The sequence below is a fragment of the Nocardia sp. NPDC057455 genome, assembly GCF_042802775.1.
Lineage (GTDB): Bacteria > Actinomycetota > Actinomycetes > Mycobacteriales > Mycobacteriaceae > Nocardia.
On sequence record NZ_JBHVDM010000017.1, the window covers coordinates 13740 to 34866 of the forward strand.

At 69.0% G+C, this 21127-nt stretch carries 18 protein-coding genes; 6 read left to right on the forward strand and 12 right to left on the reverse strand.

All coding sequences use genetic code 11. The features are described from left to right. Positions 1-76: 76 nt before the first annotated feature. Positions 77-1339: a lipase family protein gene (locus ACFU5M_RS09655; protein WP_379046579.1), complete on the reverse strand. Its 1263-nt coding sequence runs from the start codon at positions 1337-1339 to the stop codon at positions 77-79. A 249-nt stretch (positions 1340-1588) separates the two neighbouring features. Here ACFU5M_RS09655 and ACFU5M_RS09660 point away from each other — a divergent pair, with 249 nt between their 5' ends. Continuing rightward, entirely contained in the window at positions 1589-2233 is a 645-nt protein-coding gene (locus tag ACFU5M_RS09660) for a cysteine hydrolase family protein (protein ID WP_379046582.1), read from the forward strand. A 42-nt stretch (positions 2234-2275) separates the two neighbouring features. Here the strand turns inward: ACFU5M_RS09660 and ACFU5M_RS09665 are convergent, their stop codons facing one another. The 5 genes from ACFU5M_RS09665 to ACFU5M_RS09685 are packed head-to-tail and all read right to left on the reverse strand — an operon-like array spanning position 2276 to position 6960. Further along, the gene (locus ACFU5M_RS09665) at positions 2276-2452 is read right to left on the reverse strand and encodes an antitoxin (protein ID WP_245676435.1); all 177 of its coding nucleotides are present in this window, start codon (positions 2450-2452) and stop codon (positions 2276-2278) included. 42 nt (positions 2453-2494) lie between these two features. Then, entirely contained in the window at positions 2495-4795 is a 2301-nt protein-coding gene (locus ACFU5M_RS09670) for an ATP-dependent DNA ligase (protein WP_379046586.1), read from the reverse strand. A 48-nt stretch (positions 4796-4843) separates the two neighbouring features. Beyond that, on the reverse strand, positions 4844-5050 hold the full coding sequence (locus ACFU5M_RS09675; RefSeq protein WP_379046589.1) for an antitoxin: 207 nt from the start codon (positions 5048-5050) through the stop codon (positions 4844-4846). Between the two features lie 39 nt (positions 5051-5089). Then, positions 5090-6232, reverse strand: a complete 1143-nt coding sequence (locus ACFU5M_RS09680) for an MBL fold metallo-hydrolase (RefSeq protein ID WP_379046793.1) — start codon at positions 6230-6232, stop codon at positions 5090-5092. Further along, complete coding sequence (locus ACFU5M_RS09685) at positions 6232-6960, reverse strand: enoyl-CoA hydratase (RefSeq protein ID WP_379046592.1); 729 nt, start codon at positions 6958-6960, stop codon at positions 6232-6234. Before ACFU5M_RS09685 ends, ACFU5M_RS09680 begins: the two co-directional genes overlap by 1 nt. An 89-nt stretch (positions 6961-7049) precedes the next feature. On the opposite strand from ACFU5M_RS09685, the gene ACFU5M_RS09690 reads away from it, so the two are divergent. After that, complete coding sequence (locus tag ACFU5M_RS09690; protein ID WP_379046595.1) at positions 7050-8153, forward strand: NAD(P)-binding domain-containing protein; 1104 nt, start codon at positions 7050-7052, stop codon at positions 8151-8153. Between the two features lie 20 nt (positions 8154-8173). Here ACFU5M_RS09690 and ACFU5M_RS09695 read toward each other — a convergent pair whose 3' ends face one another. From ACFU5M_RS09695 to ACFU5M_RS09720, 6 genes are all read right to left on the reverse strand, one after another. After that, the gene (locus ACFU5M_RS09695) at positions 8174-9031 is read right to left on the reverse strand and encodes an aldo/keto reductase (protein WP_379046598.1); all 858 of its coding nucleotides are present in this window, start codon (positions 9029-9031) and stop codon (positions 8174-8176) included. An 83-nt stretch (positions 9032-9114) separates the two neighbouring features. Continuing rightward, the gene (locus tag ACFU5M_RS09700) at positions 9115-10710 is read right to left on the reverse strand and encodes a carboxyl transferase domain-containing protein (RefSeq protein ID WP_379046601.1); all 1596 of its coding nucleotides are present in this window, start codon (positions 10708-10710) and stop codon (positions 9115-9117) included. 51 nt (positions 10711-10761) lie between these two features. Beyond that, a complete protein-coding gene (locus ACFU5M_RS09705; RefSeq protein WP_174186021.1) occupies positions 10762-11364 on the reverse strand; it encodes an ATP/GTP-binding protein in 603 nt (200 codons plus the stop codon). Beyond that, positions 11345-11719: a DUF742 domain-containing protein gene (locus tag ACFU5M_RS09710; RefSeq protein WP_014981573.1), complete on the reverse strand. Its 375-nt coding sequence runs from the start codon at positions 11717-11719 to the stop codon at positions 11345-11347. The genes ACFU5M_RS09705 and ACFU5M_RS09710 overlap by 20 nt, the downstream gene beginning before the upstream one ends. Before the next feature lie 7 nt (positions 11720-11726). Further along, positions 11727-12140, reverse strand: coding sequence for a roadblock/LC7 domain-containing protein (locus ACFU5M_RS09715; protein WP_011207200.1), 414 nt, complete (start codon positions 12138-12140; stop codon positions 11727-11729). Continuing rightward, entirely contained in the window at positions 12137-16024 is a 3888-nt protein-coding gene (locus ACFU5M_RS09720) for an ATP-binding protein (RefSeq protein WP_379046605.1), read from the reverse strand. Before ACFU5M_RS09720 ends, ACFU5M_RS09715 begins: the two co-directional genes overlap by 4 nt. Positions 16025-16344: 320 nt before the next feature. Between ACFU5M_RS09720 and ACFU5M_RS09725 the strand changes: the two genes are divergently transcribed. From ACFU5M_RS09725 to ACFU5M_RS09740, 4 genes are all read left to right on the forward strand, one after another. Continuing rightward, entirely contained in the window at positions 16345-18408 is a 2064-nt protein-coding gene (locus ACFU5M_RS09725) for an AMP-binding protein (protein ID WP_379046608.1), read from the forward strand. Between the two features lie 124 nt (positions 18409-18532). Further along, entirely contained in the window at positions 18533-18919 is a 387-nt protein-coding gene (locus ACFU5M_RS09730) for a hemophore-related protein (protein WP_062968882.1), read from the forward strand. Between the two features lie 127 nt (positions 18920-19046). Further along, positions 19047-19760 carry a response regulator transcription factor gene (locus ACFU5M_RS09735; protein WP_379046612.1) on the forward strand — a complete coding sequence of 238 codons (714 nt, stop codon included), beginning with the start codon at positions 19047-19049 and terminating at the stop codon, positions 19758-19760. Beyond that, a complete protein-coding gene (locus ACFU5M_RS09740; protein WP_379046615.1) occupies positions 19757-21127 on the forward strand; it encodes a sensor histidine kinase in 1371 nt (456 codons plus the stop codon). Before ACFU5M_RS09735 ends, ACFU5M_RS09740 begins: the two co-directional genes overlap by 4 nt.

Here is a 21127-nt window from a genome sequence, read left to right on the forward strand (position 1 = left end):
CGCCACGCTCACACACCCGCATCCGTCGGCAAGTCCGGTGCGCACGGCCGTCGCCGACGATCAGGCGATCGTCCACTCACCGCTCACGGCATCCGGGGGCCACCGGTAGACCCGCGAACCGATCGGCGAGGAAGTTCATCGCGCCCGGCGCCTCACCGATCGCCGCCGGGTTGTGGGTGGGCAGCATCGAGTGCACCGAGGTGATCGCCGCCCCTTGCGCGCAGTACCGGCCGACCAGGTCGGTGAAGCCCGCCACGGGGATCACGTCGTCGGTGCGACTGTGGTACAGGTACATCGGCGTCTCCGGTGCGTTGCCGCCGAGCTCCTGGGCGTCGGTCGCGGCGCGGAAAGCCGGATGCGACAGCAGATCCGGAACGACGGCGAAGTCGTCGACCCGCGCGCCGACGTACTTCGGCACCAGGTCCGACCCGCACATGGCGGCGTTCTCGACCAGCGCCGCGCGCCCCCGCTCGTTGAGCAAATCCAGCACGCCATTGCCGGGTTCGTTGCGTGCGATGGCGAACAGGATCAACAGCGCCAGCCCGGCCTGCACGGTGCCGTCGGCCTCGCGAGCGATGGCAGGCCAGTCCGCCGGAACGCCACCCGAGGTGATGCCCGCGAACCGGACGTCCGGCGCGTACCGCGGCTGCATCTGCGCCGCCCACAGCGTGGCGAACGCGCCGCCCGAATAGCCCCACGCGCCGATGGGCGTCGCGGGCCCGAGCCCGGCCTGCGGGAGATCACGGGCCGCCCGGATACCGTCCAGCACACCGCGCCCGGAGTTCACCCCGTCGAGGAACCGTGAACGCGGCCCCTCGTAGTCGCCGGCCACCACCGCCCACCCCCGCCGCAGCGCCTCCGCCATGAACGGCGTGTCGATCAGCGTGTTCACGGCGCCGCTGTCCCAGCCACCGCGCAGCGCGTACGACGGCGCGCACCGCGTGCCGAGACTGTCCTCGGGCACCTGATACGACAGCAGGGGCCGGGCGCCCGGACCGAACCACGGCAGCATCGGGACCATCACGGTCGCCACGTCGGCCACCGGAGCGTCGCTCGCGTCGGTGCTGCGATACTTCACCTGCCACGCCGAAACCGGCAGGGGCACGGGCAGCCCGAACAACGCGATCGGGCGGGAATCCAGCACGGCGCCGTCGTGGTAGCGCTCGAGGTCCGCGGGGGCCGCGTAGAACGGGTCCTGGTCCGGCGGCGGTAGCTCGGCGTGTGCCGCGGGGACGGCGGCTAGAGCGATCAACGCGGACAGCGCGATCCCCAGGATCGCCGTGCGCACAGGATGGTTGCTCGCCTGCGAGATGACAGGCGCTGCGTGCATATCCTTCATCAGGGCCTCCCCGGTCCCGGCGAGGCGGTGAGTGTCCCGGTGCGGGGGCGCCGGTTCACCTGGCCTCCAGACTTCAACGGTACTGCCGGGCCGACCGACCCGGCAACGGTCGATCGCAGGTCACACCCACCGCCGCCGTTGTCCGCCCGGGTGGTTACAGTGTTGGCCAAAACATCCCTGGCGCAATCGAATAGCTGCCCGGCGTCACCCCGCCCACAGCGTGAGCGCAACGAAGAGGAGTAGCCGAGCATGCGGCATGGCAACGGACTGGACATCCCCGAGGGACTCGCCGACGTGTGCACGCCCGACCGGATGGCGGTGATCGTCTACGACATGCAGGTCGGCGTGCTCAGCCAGTTGCCGGACGGGCCGGAGATCATCGAGCGGGTGGTTCGGGTGGTCGACGCGGCCCGCTCGGGTGGCTACCCGGTGATCTTCCTGCGCCACTTCTTCCTGCCGGAGCGGCTGAGCGGGGCCTTCGCGTTGCGCATGGCCATGAGCTGGCAGCAGGTGGATTCGGTGGACGATGTCCGCTTCATCCTCCAGCGCGACACCCCCGCCTTCGAGCTGGTTCCCGAATTGCGGCCGCGCGCCGACGAGGTGGTGTTCGACAAGACGTCGATGTCGGCCTTCGAGGGGACTCCGCTGGCCTCGACGCTGCGCGACCTGCGCATCGGCGCCTACGCGATCGCGGGCGTCGCCCTGGAGATCGGCATCGCGCCCACGGTCACGCATTCCACCGATCTCGGCTTCGTCCCGGTGGTGATCAGCGACGCGGTCGGCGGCCGGGACAAGGAGGCCATGGCGCGGGCCTACGAGGATTTCGAATTCCAGGGCCACACGCTGGTGACCGACATCGCCACCATCACCCCGCTGCTCGCGGGCCGCGACTGACCCGCGAACGGGACCCGGCCACGACCGGGTCCCGTTCGATGCTCACTGCTCCCGCAATGCCTTCTTGGCCGCGTCCTGGGCGGCGTCGACCTGGCTCGCGAACTTGTCGCCCGTCTTCTCGTCGACGAGGTCACCCGCCTTGTCGATGACCGCGTCCAGCTTGTCCGCGTTCTTCTGGGCCAGGTCCATCGCCTTGCCCGCCAGGTTCTTGAAGTCCACCGTGCACTCCTCGTCTCGCGCTGGAACAACCGCGAGACAACCCTACTCAGCGCCCAGCCAAGCCGGGTGCCACAACCGGCCCGTCTCCGTCCAGTTCATGAACCGCACGGTGCCACCGAGTTTCGGTGTCACCCACACCGCTTCCTTGCGTTCTTCGGCGGTGAGGTCGTTGTCGAACGGCGATGTCTTGCGTTCCAGCTTGCGCAGCCGCGCGGCCAGCTCCCGCAGGTTCGAGTCGTCGAACCCGGTGCCTACCCGTCCCACGTAGACCAGCCTGCCGTCGTGCGGAATGCCGACCAGCAGCGACTTGAACTCCCGCGCGGTGCTGCGCCGCCACCCCCCGATCAGTACCTGCTGAGTGCGCCAATTGCGCTGCTTCACCCAGGAATGCCCGCGCTTGCCCGGCAGGTACACCGAATCCTTGCGTTTCGCGACCACGCCCTCCAGCCCGTGGTCCCGGCTGTAGCGCAGGGCCTCGGCGCCCGAGCCGTCCAGTCGCGGCGGCACCACCATCGACGGCGCGTTCCCGGCGAGCGCCTCCAGCACCCTGCGGCGATCGGAATATCGTTTGCGCAGCAGCGACGTGCCGTCCAGGTACAGCACGTCGAACGCGACGAACACCGCCCGCGCGGCATCGGCTTGCAGCAGGCCGAGGTTCGCCACCCCGTGATCGTCGAAGACGACGGCCTCGCCGTCCAGCACCACCTGGTGTCCGGACAGTTCCCGCCGCAACGCCGCGATGCCGGGATAGCGGTCGGTCACCACATTCCCCGCCCGGCTGTGCAACGTGATCGCTCCGGAGTCGATTTCGGCGATCAGCCGGAAGCCGTCCCACTTCGTCTCGAAGCACCACTCGTCGGCGTCGAGATCGGCCACGTCACCTTGCGTCGCGAGCATCGGCGACAGGCCGCGTGGAAGCGGCGCGGGCGCGTTGACGGGACGAATGATCCGGGCGGGCGGGCGCTGCGGCTGCTCCTGCGGTTCGGCTCCGTTGCCCGCCCGCATCAGATGCATCAGCCATTGGTTGCCGTTGGTCTGGATCAGCGCGTACCGGCCGGCGAGCCGCTGACCGTGGAACCGCACGATGACCTCGTCGTCGCGCCACTTCTCGGTCTCGTAGGTGCCGGAGTCCCAGATCGTCATCTCGCCCGCGCCGTATTCGCCCTTCGGGATGGCGCCGTGGAAGTCGAGGTACTCCATGGGGTGGTCCTCGGTGTGCACGGCGAGGCGGTTCTGCTCGGGAGAGGTCGGCGGGCCCTTCGGCACCGCCCAGGACACGAGGACTCCGTCGCGCTCCAGCCGCACATCCCAGTGCAGGCGGCGCGCGTGATGTTCCTGCACGACGTAGCGGTTGTCCGCCCCCGGCGCGGGTGGCTGCGCGGGAACGGGCTCGGGCGTGCGGGACGGATCCCGCATCGATCGGTACTTCGTCAACGCGTCCGGGCCTGCCCGCATCGCGGAGGAATCATTCCTCGCGGGCTGCGCATCCAGTTCGGCGAGCAGATCGCCGTCCGATCGATATCTGGCGAGCACTTCGTCGAACCGCAGATGCCGCAGCTTCGTCCGGTTCTCGATCTCTTTCCAGGTGCGCGGGGCGGCGACGTTCGGCTCCGGCCGCCCCCGCATCGAGTAGGGCGCGATGGTGGTCTTGGCGGCGTTGTTCTGGCTCCAGTCGAGGAAGACCTTGCCGCCGCGAGCCGCCTTCGCCATCGTCGCGGTAACCAGGTCCGGGTGCAGCCGTTGCAAATTCGCGGCCACCTGTTTCGCCACCGTGGACGCGCCGCCGGGGCTCAGCTCGCGATCCAGCGGCACGTAGAGGTGGATTCCCTTGCTGCCGCTGGTCACCGGGAACGCGTGCAAGCCGATTCCCTCGACCATCTCCCGCACCGCGAGCGCGACCACGGCGCATTCGGCGAGCCCGACCCCCTCGCCCGGGTCCAGATCGAAGACCAGCCTGGTCGCCGGGCCCATGTCGTCGCCGTCGAAGCGCCACTGCGGCACATGCACTTCCAGCGCGGCCTGCTGCGCGATCCAAGCCAGCCCGGCCTCGGCATCGATCAGGGGGTAGACGACCTTGCGATCGGAATGCCGCAGGGCGCGCCGTTCAATCCAGGAGGGGGCGTGCGACGGGAGATTCTTCTCGAAGAAGGACGGCTCGTCTACACCGTTGGGCCAGCGCTTGCGGGTGACCGCCCGCCCGGCGATATGCGGCAGCATGGCGGGCGCGATCGCTGAATAGTAAGCGATCACTTGGCCTTTGGTGGTCCCGGTGGCCGGGTACAGCACCTTCTCGAGGTTGCTCAGGTCAACCTCGATACCACCGAACTCGCGGCGGGCCACCATATCCGAAGTGTAGCGGCGGAGACCCGGCTGTGGGTCTCCGCCGCCGACTCAGGCGTGCGGTCCGGACTGATCCGGCGGGACCACCTTCTTGGCGGCCTCCTTGCCCTTGGCGATCTTGTCGGTGTACTTGCCGTGCGTCTTCTCGTCGATGAAGTCACCGGCTTTGTCGACTGCTTGGTTGATCTTGTCGGCGTTCTTGGCCGCCGCGTCCTTGCCCTTGTCGACCAGGCCTTTGACCGTATCCGCGAAACTCATCGCCGTGATCCTTCCTGTCGCCCTACTAGCAGAAGTCGTTCACTCGACATTCTCCCACCAGGAATCCGCAGGTGGGGCACTCGACGGGTCCACACGCTGCCCGGGTATCGGCACCGCGACATCGGTGCCCGCCGCCCGCGCCGCTGCCACCATGCGCCGGACCGGCTCGGACCAGCCGTGGAAGGCGAGATTGAACGTGGCCCAGTGGATGGGCACCAGCAGTCCGTGACCGGCATTCCCGCCACACAGATCGGCGTGTGCCCGTACCGCCTCCTCGGGATTCATGTGCACATCCGGCCACCGCTCGTCGTAGGCGCCGATCGGCAGCAGCGTCAGGTCGAACGGGCCGAGCGCCGCGCCCGCCTCGGCGAACGCCTTGGTGTAGCCGGTATCGCCCCCGAAGTAGGCGCGCCGCGTCGGACCGACGATCGACCACGAGGCCCACAACGTCGTATTGCGCAGCAGGCCGCGTCCGGAGAAATGCCGCGCCTCCGTGCAGGTGAGCACCAGATCCACGCCGTCGCGGTCGCGGCCGAGTTCGGCGAGCGACACCGAACCGCCCCAGTCCAATTCGATGATGCGATCCTCCGGGACACCCCAGTGCCGCAAGTGGGCCCCGATACCGACCGGAACCAGGAACGGCGCGCTCTGGCGTGCCACCAGTTCCCGCACCGTCCACTTGTCCAGGTGGTCGTAGTGGTCGTGCGAGATGAGCACCGCGTCGATCGGGGGCAGGTCGGCCAGCGGCTGCGGCACCGGATGCAGCCGCGCGGGCCCGACCAGCGCCGACGGCGAAACTCGCTCGCTCCACACCGGATCGGTGAGAATGCGGTACCCGTCGACCTCGACCAACGTTGTGGCGTGGCCGTACCAGGTGACGGCGAGCGCGGACGCCGCCGTCGGTTGCTGCGGTGTCCGCAGTGGTATCGGGCCCCGCGGTCTGCCCGCGTTGCGTCGGGTCAACGCCGAGACCAGCAGCGAGGGAGCCGAACCCGCGACCACCTGGCTACTGGGCTCGGTGTTGTGGAACTGTCGGTCGCGATAGGTCGCCGCGCCCATCGCGTACGGCTGAATCGCCGAAATCGAAGCGCCCATCGCCGAAGGGATGTCCCAGACCGCCCGGACCACCCAGGTGATGCCGAGCGCGCCCGTCGCGGCGCCCGCGATGCGTCTGATGTCCATCATCGCCCCACAAATTTCGCGGCGCGCTTTTCCTGCCTGGCCAAACGACCCTCCTTGGCGTCCTCGCTGGTCCACGCCGCCTCCAGTGCCGCGCGCTGCTGCGCGGTTTCCGGATCACGCGTCCCGTCATCATTGAGCACCAGCTTCATGTGCCGCAGGGACAACGGGGCCAATGCCGCGATCTCCTTGGCCCAGGCCTGCGCGTCGGCTGCCGCACCGATCCGGTTGGCGAACCCGAAGGCGTAGGCGTCCTCGGCCGATATCTGTTCGGCGCCCAGCAACACCGTGCGCGCCGGACCGCCGCCGATCAAGGCGACCAGCCTGCGCACGGTCCACCGGTCCACGCTGATGCCCAGTTTCGCCGCGGGAATCGCGATGTAGGCCTCCGGTGAGATCACCCGCAGATCCGAAGCCAGCGCCAGTTGCACGCCCGCCCCGATCGCGGCGCCGTTGATCGCCGAAATCACCGGGATCGGCGCGGATTCGATGGTGTGCAGCGCTTCCAGCCACCCGGACAGGAAATCGCCGGAGTACACGCCGGACAGATCGGCGCCCGCACTGAAGATCGGGCCGCGCCCGGTCAACACGATGACCCGCGCCTGATCGGCGACAGCGGCGAGCACGGCCTCGCGCAGCAGCGTCACGAGTTCGTAGTTGAGCGCGTTGCGGCGCTCTTCGCGCTGAAGTTCGATGGTGACCACGTCACCGTCCCGGCTGACCCCGAGCATGCGACCTCCCCGACTGAACGGTCCGTCTGATCTCTTCACTCTGCCACAGGGGATCACCCTTTCCGCACCGGGCGATACGATCACCGGCTGTGCCGACCGACTTCGACATTCTGGTGATCGGCGCTGGTCAGGCCGGACTGTCGGCCGGTTACCACCTCCAGCGCCTCGGGCTGCGTCCCGAGCGGCACTTCCTGCTCGTCGACCGCTCCCCCGGGCCCGGCGGCGCGTGGCAGTTCCGCTGGCCCTCCCTGACCTTGGACACGGTCAACCGGGTGCACGATCTGCCCGGTATGTCGTTCGCCGAGACCTTGCCGCCGGGTTCGTCGTCCGCGCCCGCGGCAGCAGCCGTGCCGCATTACTACGAGCTGTACGAGAAACGGTTCGACCTGCGTGTGCACCGGCGGGTATCGGTCACCGTGGTCTGTGATCGCACCGAGAACGGCGACCCGGCCGATCGCGGTGCGGTGCTCAACGCGGAGACCGACGCGGCCGGCCTCCTCCGGGTGCGCGGCCTGATCAACTGCACCGGCACCTGGGAGAATCCGTTCGTTCCGCACTATCCGGGAGCGCGGAGCTTCGCCGGTCGCCAGCTGCACACCCGCGACTACCACAATGCCGAGGAATTCGCGGGCAAGCACGTCGTGGTGGTCGGCGGCGGCATCTCGGCTGTTCAACTGCTCGACGAAATCTCCCGAGTCACCACGACGACCTGGGTCACAAGAACGCCGCCGCGCTTCCGTGCGGGCGCTTTCACCGAAGAAGCGGGGCGAGCCGCGGTCGCGGTGGTCGAAGACCGGGTCCGGCGCGGGCTGCCGCCGGGATCGGTGGTCTCGGTCACCGGTCTGCGGCTCGACGACCGGTTACGAGCGGCGCGAGCTCGCGGCGCGCTCACCCGTCTGCCGATGTTCGAGCGCATCGAACCCGGTGGGGTGCGGTGGGCCGACGGAACCTATCAGCAGGCGGAGGTGATTCTGTGGGCCACCGGCTTCCGCAGCGCGCTCGACCACCTCGCGCCGCTGCGGCTGCGCGGGCCCGGCGGCGGCATCACCATGTCGGGACGGCTGGCCACTGAGGTAGCCGCCGATCCGCGCATCCACCTGATCGGCTACGGGCCGTCGGCCAGCACCGTCGGCGCCAATCGCGCGGGACGCGCGGCGGCGCTCGAACTCACCCGGCATCTCGGGCTGCGCTGACGGGCGCGCCCGGCCCGGTATCAGTCGATCAGGCCGAGTGTGAACGTGTCCGGATCCCCGCCGATGCGCGAACCGGTGTCCAGCGCGTTGATCGCGTCCATCTGCTCCGCGGTCAGCTCGAAGCCGAACACGTCGAAGTTCTCCGCGATCCGCGACGGCGTCACCGACTTCGGGATGACCACATTGCCCAATTGCAGATGCCAGCGGATGATCACCTGCGCCGGCGTGCGACCGACCTCGGCGGCCACCTGGTTGATGGTGGCGTCGTCGAGCAGAGTGCCCTGCCCCAGCGGGCTCCACGCCTCGGTGGCGATCGCGTTGGCGGCGTGGAACTCGCGCAGTTCGCGCTGCGCCAAGCTGGGGTGCAGCTCGATCTGGTTCACCACCGGGATCTCACCGGTCTCGCCGATGAGCCGCTGGATGTGCGCGACCGTGAAGTTCGAGACGCCGATCGACCGTACCCGGCCCTGCGACTTCAGCGCCTGGAAGGCACGGAAGGTGTCCACGAAGCGGTCGGCCGCGGCCACCGGCCAGTGGATGAGGTAGAGGTCGAGGTAGTCCAGGCCGAGCCGCTGCATGCTGCCGTCGAACGCGCGCAGCGTCGAGTCGTAGCCCTGGTCGGCGTTCCACAGCTTGGTGGTGACGTAGATCTCGTCGCGGGGCAGGCCGAATTCCCGGATCGCGCGGCCGGTGCCCTCCTCGTTCCCGTAGATCGCGGCGGTGTCGATACTGCGGTAGCCGACCTCGAGCGCGGTGGTGACGACCGAGGAGACATCCTCGGCGGGTACCTGGAATACGCCGAAGCCGAGCTGCGGGATCACGTTCCCGTCGTTCAGCACGATCGAGGGAACGGTGCTGGTCTCGCTTTTGAAGGTCACATTCCGACGGTAGAAGTGCGGCGGCGAACCGTCAATCACGCACTCGGGTGTGTTGGCCTGTAATTTGCTGGGACCACGTGCGGTCAGCTCGTTCCACCGGGCAGCCCAAGCCGCCGGTACCGCGCCTGTCGCGCCGCGAGCACCTCCGGTTCGGGCCGGGCACGCAGGGTCGCCAGTTCGTGCGCGATCGCAGCGACCATCCGGCGGGCGAAGTCCACCGGCTCGTCCGCCGCGTCGGGAAGCTCCGGCACGATCCGGTCGACCACGCCGTCATCCAGCAGGTCGGCGGCGCTGATCCGTTGCGCCGCGGCCAGTTCAGCTGCATGGTCGGTGTCGCGGAAGACGATGGCGCTCGCGCCTTCCGGCGGCAGGGGGGCCAGCCACGCGTGCGTGGCGGCGAGTACCCGGTCGGCGGGCAGCAGCGCCAGCGCACCACCGCCAGTGCCCTGGCCGAGCAGCACCGACACGGTCGGAGTGTCCAGCGTAACCAGATCGGCGATGCAGCGGGCGATCTCGGGCGCCAGCCCGCGCTCCTCGGCCTCCTTGGACAGCGCCGCGCCCACCGTGTCGATCACCAATACCAGCGGCAGCCGCAACTCCTGAGCAAGCGCCATACTGCGCCGCGCCTCCCGCAGCGCGGCCGGGCCCATGGTGTTCTCGCCCTGCTGGCCGCGCCGGTCGTGCCCGAAAACCACGCACGGCTGCCCTCGGAAACGACCGAGGGCGAGCACGGCGGTGCGATCGGACTCGCCCTGGCCGGTGCCGCTGAGCGGAACTCGTTGCGTCACATGACGCAGAAGCTCCCTGATGCCGGGGCGCTGTGAGCGGCGGGAGATCAGGACCGACTGCCACACCCGAACGTCCGCAGCGGAATTCCGCTCGTCATCGGGTCGAATCCGCTCCAGTTCAGCATCTTTCGGATCCCGAGTACGGCCGGGCGCAGTCGAGGACTGCGGTCGCGACGCGATCGGCTCGGAAGATCGGTGTGCCGCAACGGAATCAGGCAACTCGATACCGCTGAACACACTCAGTGCGCGATGGGCGATGCGGCGGAATACCGGAATCGTCAGAACGCCGTCGATGACGCCACGCCGATACAGATTCTCCGCGGTCTGCACGCCTTCCGGGAAAGGCCTGCCGTAGAGGGCCTGATAGACCCGAGGGCCGAGAAACCCGATGAGCGCTCCGGGCTCGGCGAACGTGATGTGGCCCAACGAGCCCCAGGAAGCGAAAACGCCGCCCATTGTGGGGTCGCGGAGGTAGACCACGTAGGGATGCCCCGCCGACTTGTGGGCCGCCACCGCACCGGCGATCTTCACCATCTGCACGAAGGCGACGGTGCCTTCCTGCATCCTGGTCCCGCCGGAGGTCGGCGAAGCGATCAGCGGCAGCCCGAGTTCGGTGGCGCGCTCGACCGCCGAGACGATCCGCTCCGCCGCGGCGACGCCGATCGAGCCGGCCAGGAAGCCGAACTCGCAGGCGATCACGGCCACGCGCCGACCACGCAGCAGTCCTTCACCGGTAAGCACCGATTCGTCGGTGCCCGCCGCGACCGCCGCCTTTCGCAAGGCATCGCGGTACTGCGGAGAAACGGCCACCGTCACCGGCGGCCGGTCCCAGCTGACGTAGGAGTCCGTGTCGAGCAACCGCTCGAGTAACTCTCGCGCCGAAGTACGCACCGGGCGAGCCTATCCGGCCCTACCCGGCGCTCCGGCGAGCCACGCGAGCACTCAGTAGCCCTGCATCACCTTGCGCAGCGCGTACTCGGTGAGCGCGACCAGCGCCTGCTTGGCCGGCTCACGACGACGCGCATCGATGGACAGGATCGGCACATCGGCGGGCACGGCGAGCGCCTGCCGGATGTCCTCGATCGGGTATCGCGGCGCGTCGTCGAATTCGTTGAGCGCCACCAGGAAAGGTAGGCCGCGCGCTTCGAAGTAGTCGACAGCCGCGAAGCTGTCCTCCAGCCTGCGGGTGTCGACCAGCACGACGGCGCCGATGGCGCCACGGATCAGGTCGTCCCACATGAACCAGAACCGATACTGGCCGGGTGTGCCGAACAGGTACAACACCAGATCGTCGGCGAGACTGATCCGGCCGAAGTCCATCGCCACGGTGGTGGTCGACTTCATCGGAATGCCGGTCAGGTTATCGATCCCGGCGCTGGCATTGGTCACCAATGCCTCGGTGCGCAGCGGAACGATCTCCGAGACAGCACCGACCAACGTGGTCTTCCCGACACCGAAGCCACCGGCGACCACGATCTTCGCCGATGTCGGCTTGCTGGTACGGGTGTCGACCTGCGCCGTCGAATCAAATACGCCGGAGTCCACTGAGAACCCTTTCGATCAGCTCGCGACGCTCATCGTCGCTGGAATCGTCTTTCAAAGTCGCCGATACGCGTACGTGCCCGGCCTCGATCAAATCGGCCACGAGCACACGGGCCACGCCGATCGGGATACCCAATCGGGCTGCTACCTCGGCAACGGACGGCGATTCTCTGCACAACTCCACGATTGACGTCTCGATGTTGGTCAGTTCGAACTGCCGCTCCAGGGCGACCGGATGCGATGCGACGAGAGCCTCCAACGCCAACTCGACCGCGGGCCTGGTGCGGCCTGCGGTCAGCGAGTATGGGCGTACAAGGCTCGGCTCGGCGCTCCCCACGCGGTGATCTTCTATGTCCATCCCACCATCAGGAACCCATCGTGACGCGTGGCGTGGCCTGAACAGTCTGGCCAACACGCTCGACCAACAGAGCCATCTCGTAACCGACCTGACCGATGTCACACGAAGTGTTGGTCAGTACCGCGAGATAGGAACCGTCGCCGACAGCCATGAGTAGCAGGTAACCGTGCTCCATCTCGACGACGGACTGCAGCACGGTGCCACCCTCGAACAGGTTCGAGACGCCGACTGACAGGCTGGCCAGACCGGCCGTGACGGCCGAGAGCTGTTCGGCGCGGTCGACGGGCAGCTGTGCACTCGCGGCCATGAGTAGGCCGTCCGCCGAAACCAGGACGGCATGGGCTACGCCAGGAACCTCGTTGGCAAAGTTCGAAACCAGCCAATCCAGCTGACGATTCGTACCACCTAGATCGGGGTTCATCGGTCTCCTTTATCTCCGGTTAGGTTCATTGCTCTCATTGCGCGGCCATCCCGGACGCCCTGCTGGTGACGACTCAAGCTGGACCTGATCGTTTCTGGGTCACGGCGCGGCGCCCGATCCGCCGCACCGGTCACGCCGCCGGGGACAAGCCTTCCGCCCGGATTGCGTTGAGGCAAGCCCGCCGCCGTTTTCGTCTCGGGCTGCGCCTCGCTGGCGCGCCGAGCCGCTTGCCAACCTTCGTCACCCGGCGATTCGAAGGACGCGGCCACCTGGGACCGATCCGCGTTGGGATCCGACAGCCACGCCGACATCATCTCGGCGAAGATCGGCGTTCCGCCTATCGACGCCCCCGACTCGTCCGCGGGCTGCAGCCTCGTCTGGAAGAACGAGGCCGTCTTGGCCGGGTTGGACCGGTAGCTGTGCTTGCCGGGATCACGCCCCGGCGGGGTGGCGGGCTGCTCTTCGCTCGCGGCGTGCTGGCCGCGTTGCGGCAGCGCGATACCCGGCGGGACGGGCTGGCGCTGCGGCGCTTGCGCACCAGGCTGCCGTTGCGGCAGACCCGTCAGCCCGCTCTCGCGCTGCGGCGGGCCCGACGGTGCGGGTGGACGCTGCGGCAGACCGTTCACCGCACCCGCCTCACGCTGCGGCAGGCCACTCGCCGCCTCATGCTGCGGCAGACCGTTCGAGGCCGACTCCCGCTGCGGAAGACCGCTGACGGCGGGCAGCGCGCCGGAGCCCGGCTCACGCTGCGGCAAACCATTGGCGGACTCACGCCGCGGAAGGTGATGGGCACCGGAATCGCGTTGCGGGAGGCCGCTACTCGGTTCACGCTGCGGTAGTCCACCGGGTGCGGCGTCGCGTTGCGGGAGGTTCGGCGCAGGCTGCCGCGGCGGCAGGCCGGTCGAGCCCGGTTCACGCTGCGGCAAGCCGCCCAAGGCCGACTCACGCTGCGGCAGACCCGTCGAACCCGGCTCACGCTGCGGCAGACCACCCAACGCGGACTCACGCTGCGGCAGACCACCCGACGCCGACTCACGCTGCGGCAAACCCGTCGAACCCGGCTCACGCTGCGGCAAACCGCCCAAGGCCGACTCACGCTGCGGCAAACCGGTCGAACCCGGCTCACGCTGCGGCAGACCGCCCAAGGCCGACTCACGCTGCGGCAAACCCGTGGAACCCGGCTCACGCTGCGGCAGACCACCCAAGGCCGACTCACGCTGCGGCAAACCCGTGGAACCCGGCTCACGCTGCGGCACACCGTTCGAACCCGGCTGCCGCTGCGGTAGGCCGGTGGGACTCGATTCACGCTGCGGCAGACCGCCGGCGGCGGGCTCGCGTTGCGGCAGACCACCCAGACCGGCTTCGCGTTGCGGCAGACCGCTCGCCGAGTCGCGCTGCGGCAGACCACCGGAGGCGGCTTCACGCTGCGGCATGCCGTTGCTGCCCGGCTGACGCCGCGGCAGACCGGTGGTCGGCTGCGGCGCACCATTGCCGCCCGGCTGACGCACCGGCAGCTCGCCCGAGTTCGGCTCGCGCGGCGGCAGGCCAGAACCGGACTGCTCCGCGGGACTACCGGGCTGACGCGGCGGCGGACCGCCAGGGGTGAGGTTGCGCTTGGGCAGGTTGGCCGCGGCCAGCTTGCCACGCTGCGGACCACTGGGCGCCTGCTGACCCGGCGCGGGCCGCAGGCTGGTCCCCGATGGCTGGGCCTCCGAGCGCATGCCGGACGACGGCATCGCCGATCCGGGCTGCCGCTGCGGCAGTCCGCCGGGGCCGGTGGGGATGGGACCGCTCGGCGTGCCGGTGGGTTTGGCGCCGGCGACCGGAATCGGGCCGCTCACCCCGGGATCGACAGTGACCATGACATTGCCCCCAGGAGTCCGGGTGACCGCCCGCGTCTGCATGGACGACGGACGCTGCGGCACGGCGGCCTGCGGCGAGGGCTGCGGAGTGACCGGCTGCGGAGTCACCGGCTGGGGAGTGAGCGACTGCGCCGCGCTCGGCTTACCCGCGACGATCAGTCCGACCGGCACGTGCACGGTCACCGTCACGCCCGGATCGCGCGCGGTGTCGAAGGTCGGGCGCAGCCGCACGGTGAGACCGTGCCGCTCGGCCAGCCTGCCCACCACGAACAGACCCATGTGGCGGGCCGTGTCCGGCCCGGGCTCGGCGGTCTGCTCCAAGCGGCGGTTGATGTCGGCCATCTCGGCGGGCGGCATACCGATGCCACGGTCGGCCACCTCGATGAGCAGGCCCTGATCGTGCGCCTGCGCGAAAGTGAACTTGACGTCGGTCTCCGGCGGCGAGGCGCGCAGCGCGTTGTCCAGCAGCTCGGCGAACAGGTGCGCGAGGTCGGAGGCGGCGGGTTCCTTCAGCGAACCGCGCGGCGTGGCGCCGAGCTTCACGCGCTCGTAGTCCTCGACCTCGGAGATCGCGGCGCGCAGCACGTCGGCGATCTCGACCGGGGCGGACTTGGCGCGGCGCTGCCTGGTGCCGGCGAGAATCAGCAGGTTGTCGCCGTTGCGGCGCATGCGGGCGGCGAGATGGTCGAGCCGGAACAGGTTCTCCAGCAGGCGCGGGTCCTTCTCGTCGTACTCCATCGCCTCGATGAGGGTGAGCTGATGGTCGACGAGCGACTTGGACCGCCGCGCCAGGGTCTCGAACATGTCGTTGACCTGCGAACGCATCTTCGCCTGGTCACTCGCCAGGCGCAGCGCCTGGCCGTGGATGTCGTCGACCGCGCGGGCCAGCTGACCGATCTCCTCGGTGCTGCGCACCGGCATCGGCTCCAGCGGCACTTCTTCCGGCGAGGCGCCTTGGCGGAGCTGGGCGACCTCGTGCGGCAGATCGCTCTCGGCCACGCGCAGCGCCGCCAGCCGCAGCCGGTGCAGCGGAACGATCATCGAGCGGGCCACGAAGACCGCGAGCAGCAGCGCGGCGAGGATGGTCGCGATGACGACCGCGGTGTAGGTCCACGCGTCGCGCTGGGCGGTGGTCACCAGCGAATCCATCGCGGAGTCGATGTCCTTGGTCGACTTGCCGACGACGTGCTCGTAGACCGCGAGGCTGTCGGTCAGCGACTTCTTCAGGTCACCGATCGGGAGCTGGCCCGCCTGGGCCTGCGGGCTGGTCAGCAGCGCGACCCTGGTGTCGATGCCCGCCCGCAGATCGGCGATCGAGGTGTCACCGTCGGGAAAGCGGTGCGCGACCACGTTGAGCAGCGCACGCTCCGTGCTGGACGCGATGAGGAAGCTCTGCACACCGGCCTGCTGGTTGCGCAGCACCTCCGGGAAGGAGGCGACCACGCTGACCAGCGCGGCACGGGTGTTGAGCGAGTCGACCAGCCGTAGTTTGGCCGCGTCGACACCGCCGTCGCTGACCTGGCCGACGGTGGTTTCGACGATATGCACGCTGTCGTTGCGGACGCGGTCGATCAACGCGACGGTATCCGAGGCCGGACCGGTGGAAGCGCCTTTACCCTGCGCGCGGACGGCTTTGGCCTGGTTGAGCATGCTGTCCAACGACGCGCGCGCACCGGGAACGGTGTTCAACCGGTCGGCCGACTTCTCCGCGTTGGCGATCGCTTTGTCCAGATCCGCCAGGTTCTGATCGGTCACAATGGACACGTTCGGCGCCAGCGTGACCATCTGCGAACTCGCAGTGGTCGCCGTCTGCGCGCTGAGCCCGGTGACCACCGGGATGGCGGCGACGTTCTCCGAGATGTCGGCGAGCCGGTTCGAGTCCGCGAACTCCGATGAGATCCTGGACACGCCGAGCCCGACCGCGACCGCCAGAGGCACGGCGAGCACCGCCGTCACCTTCCAGCGCAGGTCCCAGTTGCCCAGAGCCCAGCGGCTGCTGCCGGACCTAGCGGCGTCACGCATCTCCCACTCACTTTCCAAACTGGCCTCTACCACGCGCCATCAACCGAACCTCCACATTCGCGTGCTTGGCTCGACAGGTGGAGCTGGCCGAGAGCTGCGGCTGGCCGAGAAATTGCGTCTACGACGGCCCAAATAAGTGACATCAGATTCTAACGGATCAATAACTTCTTGGGTGACTGGGCGTGATGTCGCGATCATTGACCTGCCGATTCCAGGCAAAACCAAAGGTAGCGGCACCCACCCGGGCGTCGCGTGAAGTCTGCCACAATCAACCAGATCTATCGAGGCGGGCATCGAGGCGAGGCTAGGGAGTCACGGGGTTGAACGTGCGGCACGAGTATCGACCGGCCTATCAGACCAGCTTGGTGGATCCCGCCGAGTTCTGGGCCGGCGCGGCCGAGGCGATCGACTGGGACGTGCCGCCGACGCAGATCGTCGACACCGGCGCCCGCCCGGTGGCCAGGTGGTTTTCCGGCGCTCGCCTCAACACCTCCTTCAACGCACTCGACCGGCACGTCCACCCCACCGCCCCCGGCGTCCCCGATCGCGCCGATCAACCCGCTCTGATCTACGACTCGGCCATGTCCGACGCCACCGTCGTCTACACCTACGCGGAGTTGCTCGACAAGGTGTCGCGGTTCGCCGGTGCGATGGCCCGGCTGGGCGTCTCGACGGGCGATCGCGTGGTGATCTACCTGCCGATGATTCCCGAGGCGGTGGTCGCGATGCTGGCCTGCGCTCGCATCGGCGCGGTCCACTCCGTCGTGTTCGGCGGCTTCGCGGCCCCGGAGCTGGCCGCTCGCATCGATGACGCGGAGCCGGTGCTGATCATCACAGCCTCCGGCGGCCTCGAACCGAGCAAGAAGATCGAATACCCGCCCATCGTGTTGCAGGCGCTTGATCTCGCCGAGACAACCGCGCCGCGCACGGTGATCGTCAAGCAGCGGCCGCAGTTCGACACGATCCCTTTCCCCGCTCCGCAGCCCGCCACCGAGTACCTGCCGAGTTCGGCGCAGACCGTGGCCGCGCAGTGGCTCGATTGGGACGACGCCGTGCGCGACGCGCCCGCGGCCGATCCGGTCTCGCTAGCCGCGACCGATCCGCTCTACATCCTCTATACCTCCGGCACCACCGGGAAGCCGAAGGGAGTGGTCCGGGACAACGGCGGGCACGCGGTAGCCCTCGCCTGGTCGATGCGCAACATCTACGACATCGACGCGGGCCAGGTGATGTGGTCCGCCTCCGACGTGGGCTGGGTGGTCGGTCACTCCTACATCGTCTACGCGCCGCTGCTGGTCGGAGCCACCACGCTGCTGTACGAAGGCAAGCCGATCGGAACGCCGGACGCGGGCGCGTACTGGCGGGTGGTCGACAAGCACAAGGTCGAGGTGTTGTTCACCGCCCCGACCGCGCTGCGTGCCATCCGCAAGGCGGACCCACGGGCCGAGCTGGCGCACCGCCACGACCTGTCCTCACTGCGCGCCCTGTTCTGCGCGGGCGAACGCCTGGATCCGGCCACCTACGCCTGGGCCGAGGAAATCCTGCTCGCGGGTCGATCGGACTGCCCGGTCGTCGATCACTGGTGGCAGACCGAGACCGGTTGGCCGATCTGCGCGAACCCGCTCGGCCTGCAGCGGCTGCCGATCAAACCGGGCTCGGCCTCGGTACCGGTTCCCGGCTACCGACTACGTGTGCTCGACTCCTCCGGCAACGCGGTGGCGCCGAACACCGAGGGCAACATCGTCATCGGGCTGCCGCTGCCGCCCGGCACGCTGACCGGGCTCTGGCGCGACGACGCCCGCTACGAACGCTCCTACCTCTCCGCCTATCCCGGTCACTACCTCACCGGCGACTCCGGCTATTTCGACGAGGACGGCTACCTCTACGTCCTCGGCCGCAGCGACGACGTGATCAACATGGCCGGGCACCGGCTCTCGGCGGGCAGCATCGAAGCGGCCATCGCGGGGCACGAGGCGGTCGCCGAATGCGCCGTCATCGGACTGCCCGACGAGCTCAAGGGGCACCGGCCGCTGGCCTACGTGGTGCTCAAGTCCGGCGTCGACATCGATCCGGACCGCTTGCGCGACGAGCTGATCGAGCGGGTGCGCACCCAGGTCGGCGCCATCGCCACGTTGCACGACGCCGTCGTCGTGACGGCGCTGCCCAAGACCAGGTCCGGCAAGATCCTGCGCAAGACCATCCGGCAGATCACCTCCGGTGAGACGTTCGAAGTGCCCTCCACCATCGAGGACCCGGGCGTGCTCGCGGCGCTGGAGCAGCAGATCCGCGCGGCGCGGCCCGAGTGGCGGGATCCGGCGCACGACAACAGCGGGAACAGCGACGACGTGGTGGCGCCCGGCGTGGATCCGGTTGTGCCGTCCTGAGTTTCCATAGCGCCGGTGCAACGTCCTCAGAGTTTCCACAGAGGATGTTCAGATCGGTGCCAACAGTTCGAAATAGCCTCGAGACCGCCCCGAAACCAAATCGATGATCTGGAGGCAATACATCATGAAACGTTCCGTAGGCCGCCCCGCCGTCGCCGCTCTCGCCGCAGGTGGATTCGCCACGGTCACGTTGTTCCTGAGCCCGGCCATCGCCGGCGCGGGCCCGATGGAGTACGCCGAGCCACTGCTCACCTCGGACTGCTCGTTCGCCCAGGTCGACGCGGCACTGCACGACAAGGCGCCGCAGCTGGCCGCGGTCCTCGACGCCAACCCGCGCCAGAAGGCGGAGTTGCAGCGCAGGTTCGACCAGCCGGTCGAGCAGCGCCGGGCCGAGTTGCGGCGGGCCATCGACGAGAACCCGGACGCGGTGCGCCAGGCGGAGAACGACCCGCGGACCGCGCAGTTGCGTGACACCATCCGCGTAGTAGCCGAGACCTGCCACAACTACTGATCCCAGCGAAGACATGGGCGACTCGCCGGGTTTGCCCCGCCCCGGTGGGTCGTCCCGCGGCAGATGAGCCCGGGTTCCGCGTACCCGACTCGCACAACGCGAGGTTTCCCCGGAGGCGGGGAGCAGAATGGATGACGTGACCTCGACCTCGAATCCGACGGTCCTCGTTGTCGACGACGACGAGGACGTGCTCGCCTCGGTCGAGCGCGGGCTGCGGTTGTCCGGCTTCCAAGTCCTCGTGGCCAGGGACGGCGCGCAAGCGCTGCGCAGTGTGAACGAATACGCGCCCGACGCCATCGTGTTGGACATGAACATGCCCGTGCTCGACGGCGCGGGGGTGGTGACCGCGTTGCGCGCGATGGGCAACGAGGTACCGATCTGTGTGCTCAGCGCCCGCGCGTCGGTGGACGACCGCATCTCCGGACTGGAGTCCGGCGCCGACGACTACCTGATCAAACCGTTCGTGCTGAAGGAGCTGGTGGTACGGATCCGGGCGCTGCTGCGCCGGCGGTCGGACACACCCGCCCCCACGACACCGGGCGCGGTCACCGTCGGCCCGCTCGAGGTGGACGTCGCGGGGTACCGCGCGCTGCTGCAGGGCCGCGAGATCGAGCTCACCAAGCGGGAATTCGAGCTGTTGTCGACGCTGGCCAGGAATGTCGGCGTGGTGCTGAGCCGGGAACGTCTGCTGGAACTGGTGTGGGGCTACGACTTCGCCGCCGATACGAACGTGGTGGACGTCTTCGTCGGCTACCTGCGCCGCAAACTCGAGGTGGACGGCACCCCCAGGCTGCTGCACACGATCCGCGGCGTCGGATTCGTGCTTCGAGCACCGAAATGACCGTGTCCGCCGCCGCGCCGCCGGAAACCCGACGGCGCCGGTCGTTTTCGCTGCGCACCCGGGTCGCGGGCGCGGCGGCCGCGGGCGCGATCATCATCGTCACCCTGATCAGCCTGATCAGTATCCGTGCCATCGAGCGCAACAACGTGCAACAGTCCGATCAGCAACTCACCGTCGCGGCGCGGATCGTGCTGATCGAGCCGCAGATCGCGGTCCGGTTCATCAGCCTGACCGGGCTGAACAACGACATGGCCGTGACCGTCCGGGACAACGGCGATGTCGTCGCGAGCACACCCACCGAACTGCCGTCGCTGCCGACCGGTTCCCGCACCGTCCCGGTGGGCGGCACCCCGTACCGGATCCTCACCACCATCGAGAATCAACCCGCGGGCCGGGTGGTCTCGCTCGGCATCCCCGCCGCGGGCGCCGCCGAGGCCACCGCCGAGCAGCAACGGTGGGTGCTCGGCGGCGCTCTGCTGGCCATCGCCGCCGCCGCGGGACTGGGCTGGTTACTCGCCGGCGCGGCGGTGCGCCCGATCGTGCGGCTCACCCGGCAGGTGGGGGCACGCAGCGCGTATCCCGATCCCCGCAATCCCCAGGCGCCGGTGGAAGGCGCGGGCGTGCACGAGGCCGAACAACTGGCCGACGCGGTGAACACGATGTTGCAGCGGGTGGATCAGGCGCATGCCCAGACCGCCGCGGCCCTGGAGACCGCCCGCGACTTCGCCGCAGTGTCCGCCCACGAGCTGCGCACCCCGCTGACCGCGATGCGCACCGACCTCGAGGTGCTGCGCACCCTCGACCTGGACGAGGCGCAGCGGGCCGAGATCCTGGACGACTTGCAGCGCAGCCAGGGCCGGGTGGAGAGCACGCTCGCGGCGCTGGAGCGGCTGGCCACCGGCGACCTGACCAACGAGCGCGACCACGTCGCCACCGACGTCGGCGACTTGTGCGATCAGGCCGCACACGACGCCATGCGGCATTTCCCCGGCCTCACGGTGCGCATCGATTCCGACGCCGAACTGGTCACCCGCGGCCTGCCCGCCGGGCTGCGGCTGGCCGTGGACAACGCGCTGGCCAACTCGGTCAAACACGGTGGAGCCACCGAAGCCCTGGTCTCCGCGCACCGCGGGCCGGGGGGACACATCGTGATCTCGATCGACGACAACGGCCGCGGCATCCCGGTGGAAGAGCGCGAAGCCGTCTTCGACCGCTTCTTCCGCGGCAGCGGAGCGAGCAAGGGCGGCTCGGGCCTGGGCTTGGCGCTGGTTGCCCAGCAGGCCCAATTGCACGGCGGTCGAGCATATTTCGACGAAGGCATGCTGGGCGGAATCCGCTTGGTCCTGGATCTGCCCGGCAGTGGATGA

What these genes read in the sequence shown, in the direction of transcription:
- ACFU5M_RS09655 (WP_379046579.1), bottom strand. Translation starts at nt 1,339, where the DNA reads ATGAAGGATATGCACGCAGCGCCTGTCATCTCGCAGGCGAGCAACCAT.
- ACFU5M_RS09685 (WP_379046592.1), bottom strand. Translation starts at nt 6,960, where the DNA reads ATGCTCGGGGTCAGCCGGGACGGTGACGTGGTCACCATCGAACTTCAG.
- ACFU5M_RS09670 (WP_379046586.1), bottom strand. Translation starts at nt 4,795, where the DNA reads ATGGTGGCCCGCCGCGAGTTCGGTGGTATCGAGGTTGACCTGAGCAAC.
- ACFU5M_RS09730 (WP_062968882.1), top strand. Translation starts at nt 18,533, where the DNA reads ATGAAACGTTCCGTAGGCCGCCCCGCCGTCGCCGCTCTCGCCGCAGGT.
- ACFU5M_RS09710 (WP_014981573.1), bottom strand. Translation starts at nt 11,719, where the DNA reads ATGGACATAGAAGATCACCGCGTGGGGAGCGCCGAGCCGAGCCTTGTA.
- ACFU5M_RS09720 (WP_379046605.1), bottom strand. Translation starts at nt 16,024, where the DNA reads ATGCGTGACGCCGCTAGGTCCGGCAGCAGCCGCTGGGCTCTGGGCAAC.
- ACFU5M_RS09740 (WP_379046615.1), top strand. Translation starts at nt 19,757, where the DNA reads ATGACCGTGTCCGCCGCCGCGCCGCCGGAAACCCGACGGCGCCGGTCG.
- ACFU5M_RS09715 (WP_011207200.1), bottom strand. Translation starts at nt 12,140, where the DNA reads ATGAACCCCGATCTAGGTGGTACGAATCGTCAGCTGGATTGGCTGGTT.
- ACFU5M_RS09660 (WP_379046582.1), top strand. Translation starts at nt 1,589, where the DNA reads ATGCGGCATGGCAACGGACTGGACATCCCCGAGGGACTCGCCGACGTG.
- ACFU5M_RS09680 (WP_379046793.1), bottom strand. Translation starts at nt 6,232, where the DNA reads ATGGACATCAGACGCATCGCGGGCGCCGCGACGGGCGCGCTCGGCATC.
- ACFU5M_RS09735 (WP_379046612.1), top strand. Translation starts at nt 19,047, where the DNA reads ATGGATGACGTGACCTCGACCTCGAATCCGACGGTCCTCGTTGTCGAC.
- ACFU5M_RS09675 (WP_379046589.1), bottom strand. Translation starts at nt 5,050, where the DNA reads ATGAGTTTCGCGGATACGGTCAAAGGCCTGGTCGACAAGGGCAAGGAC.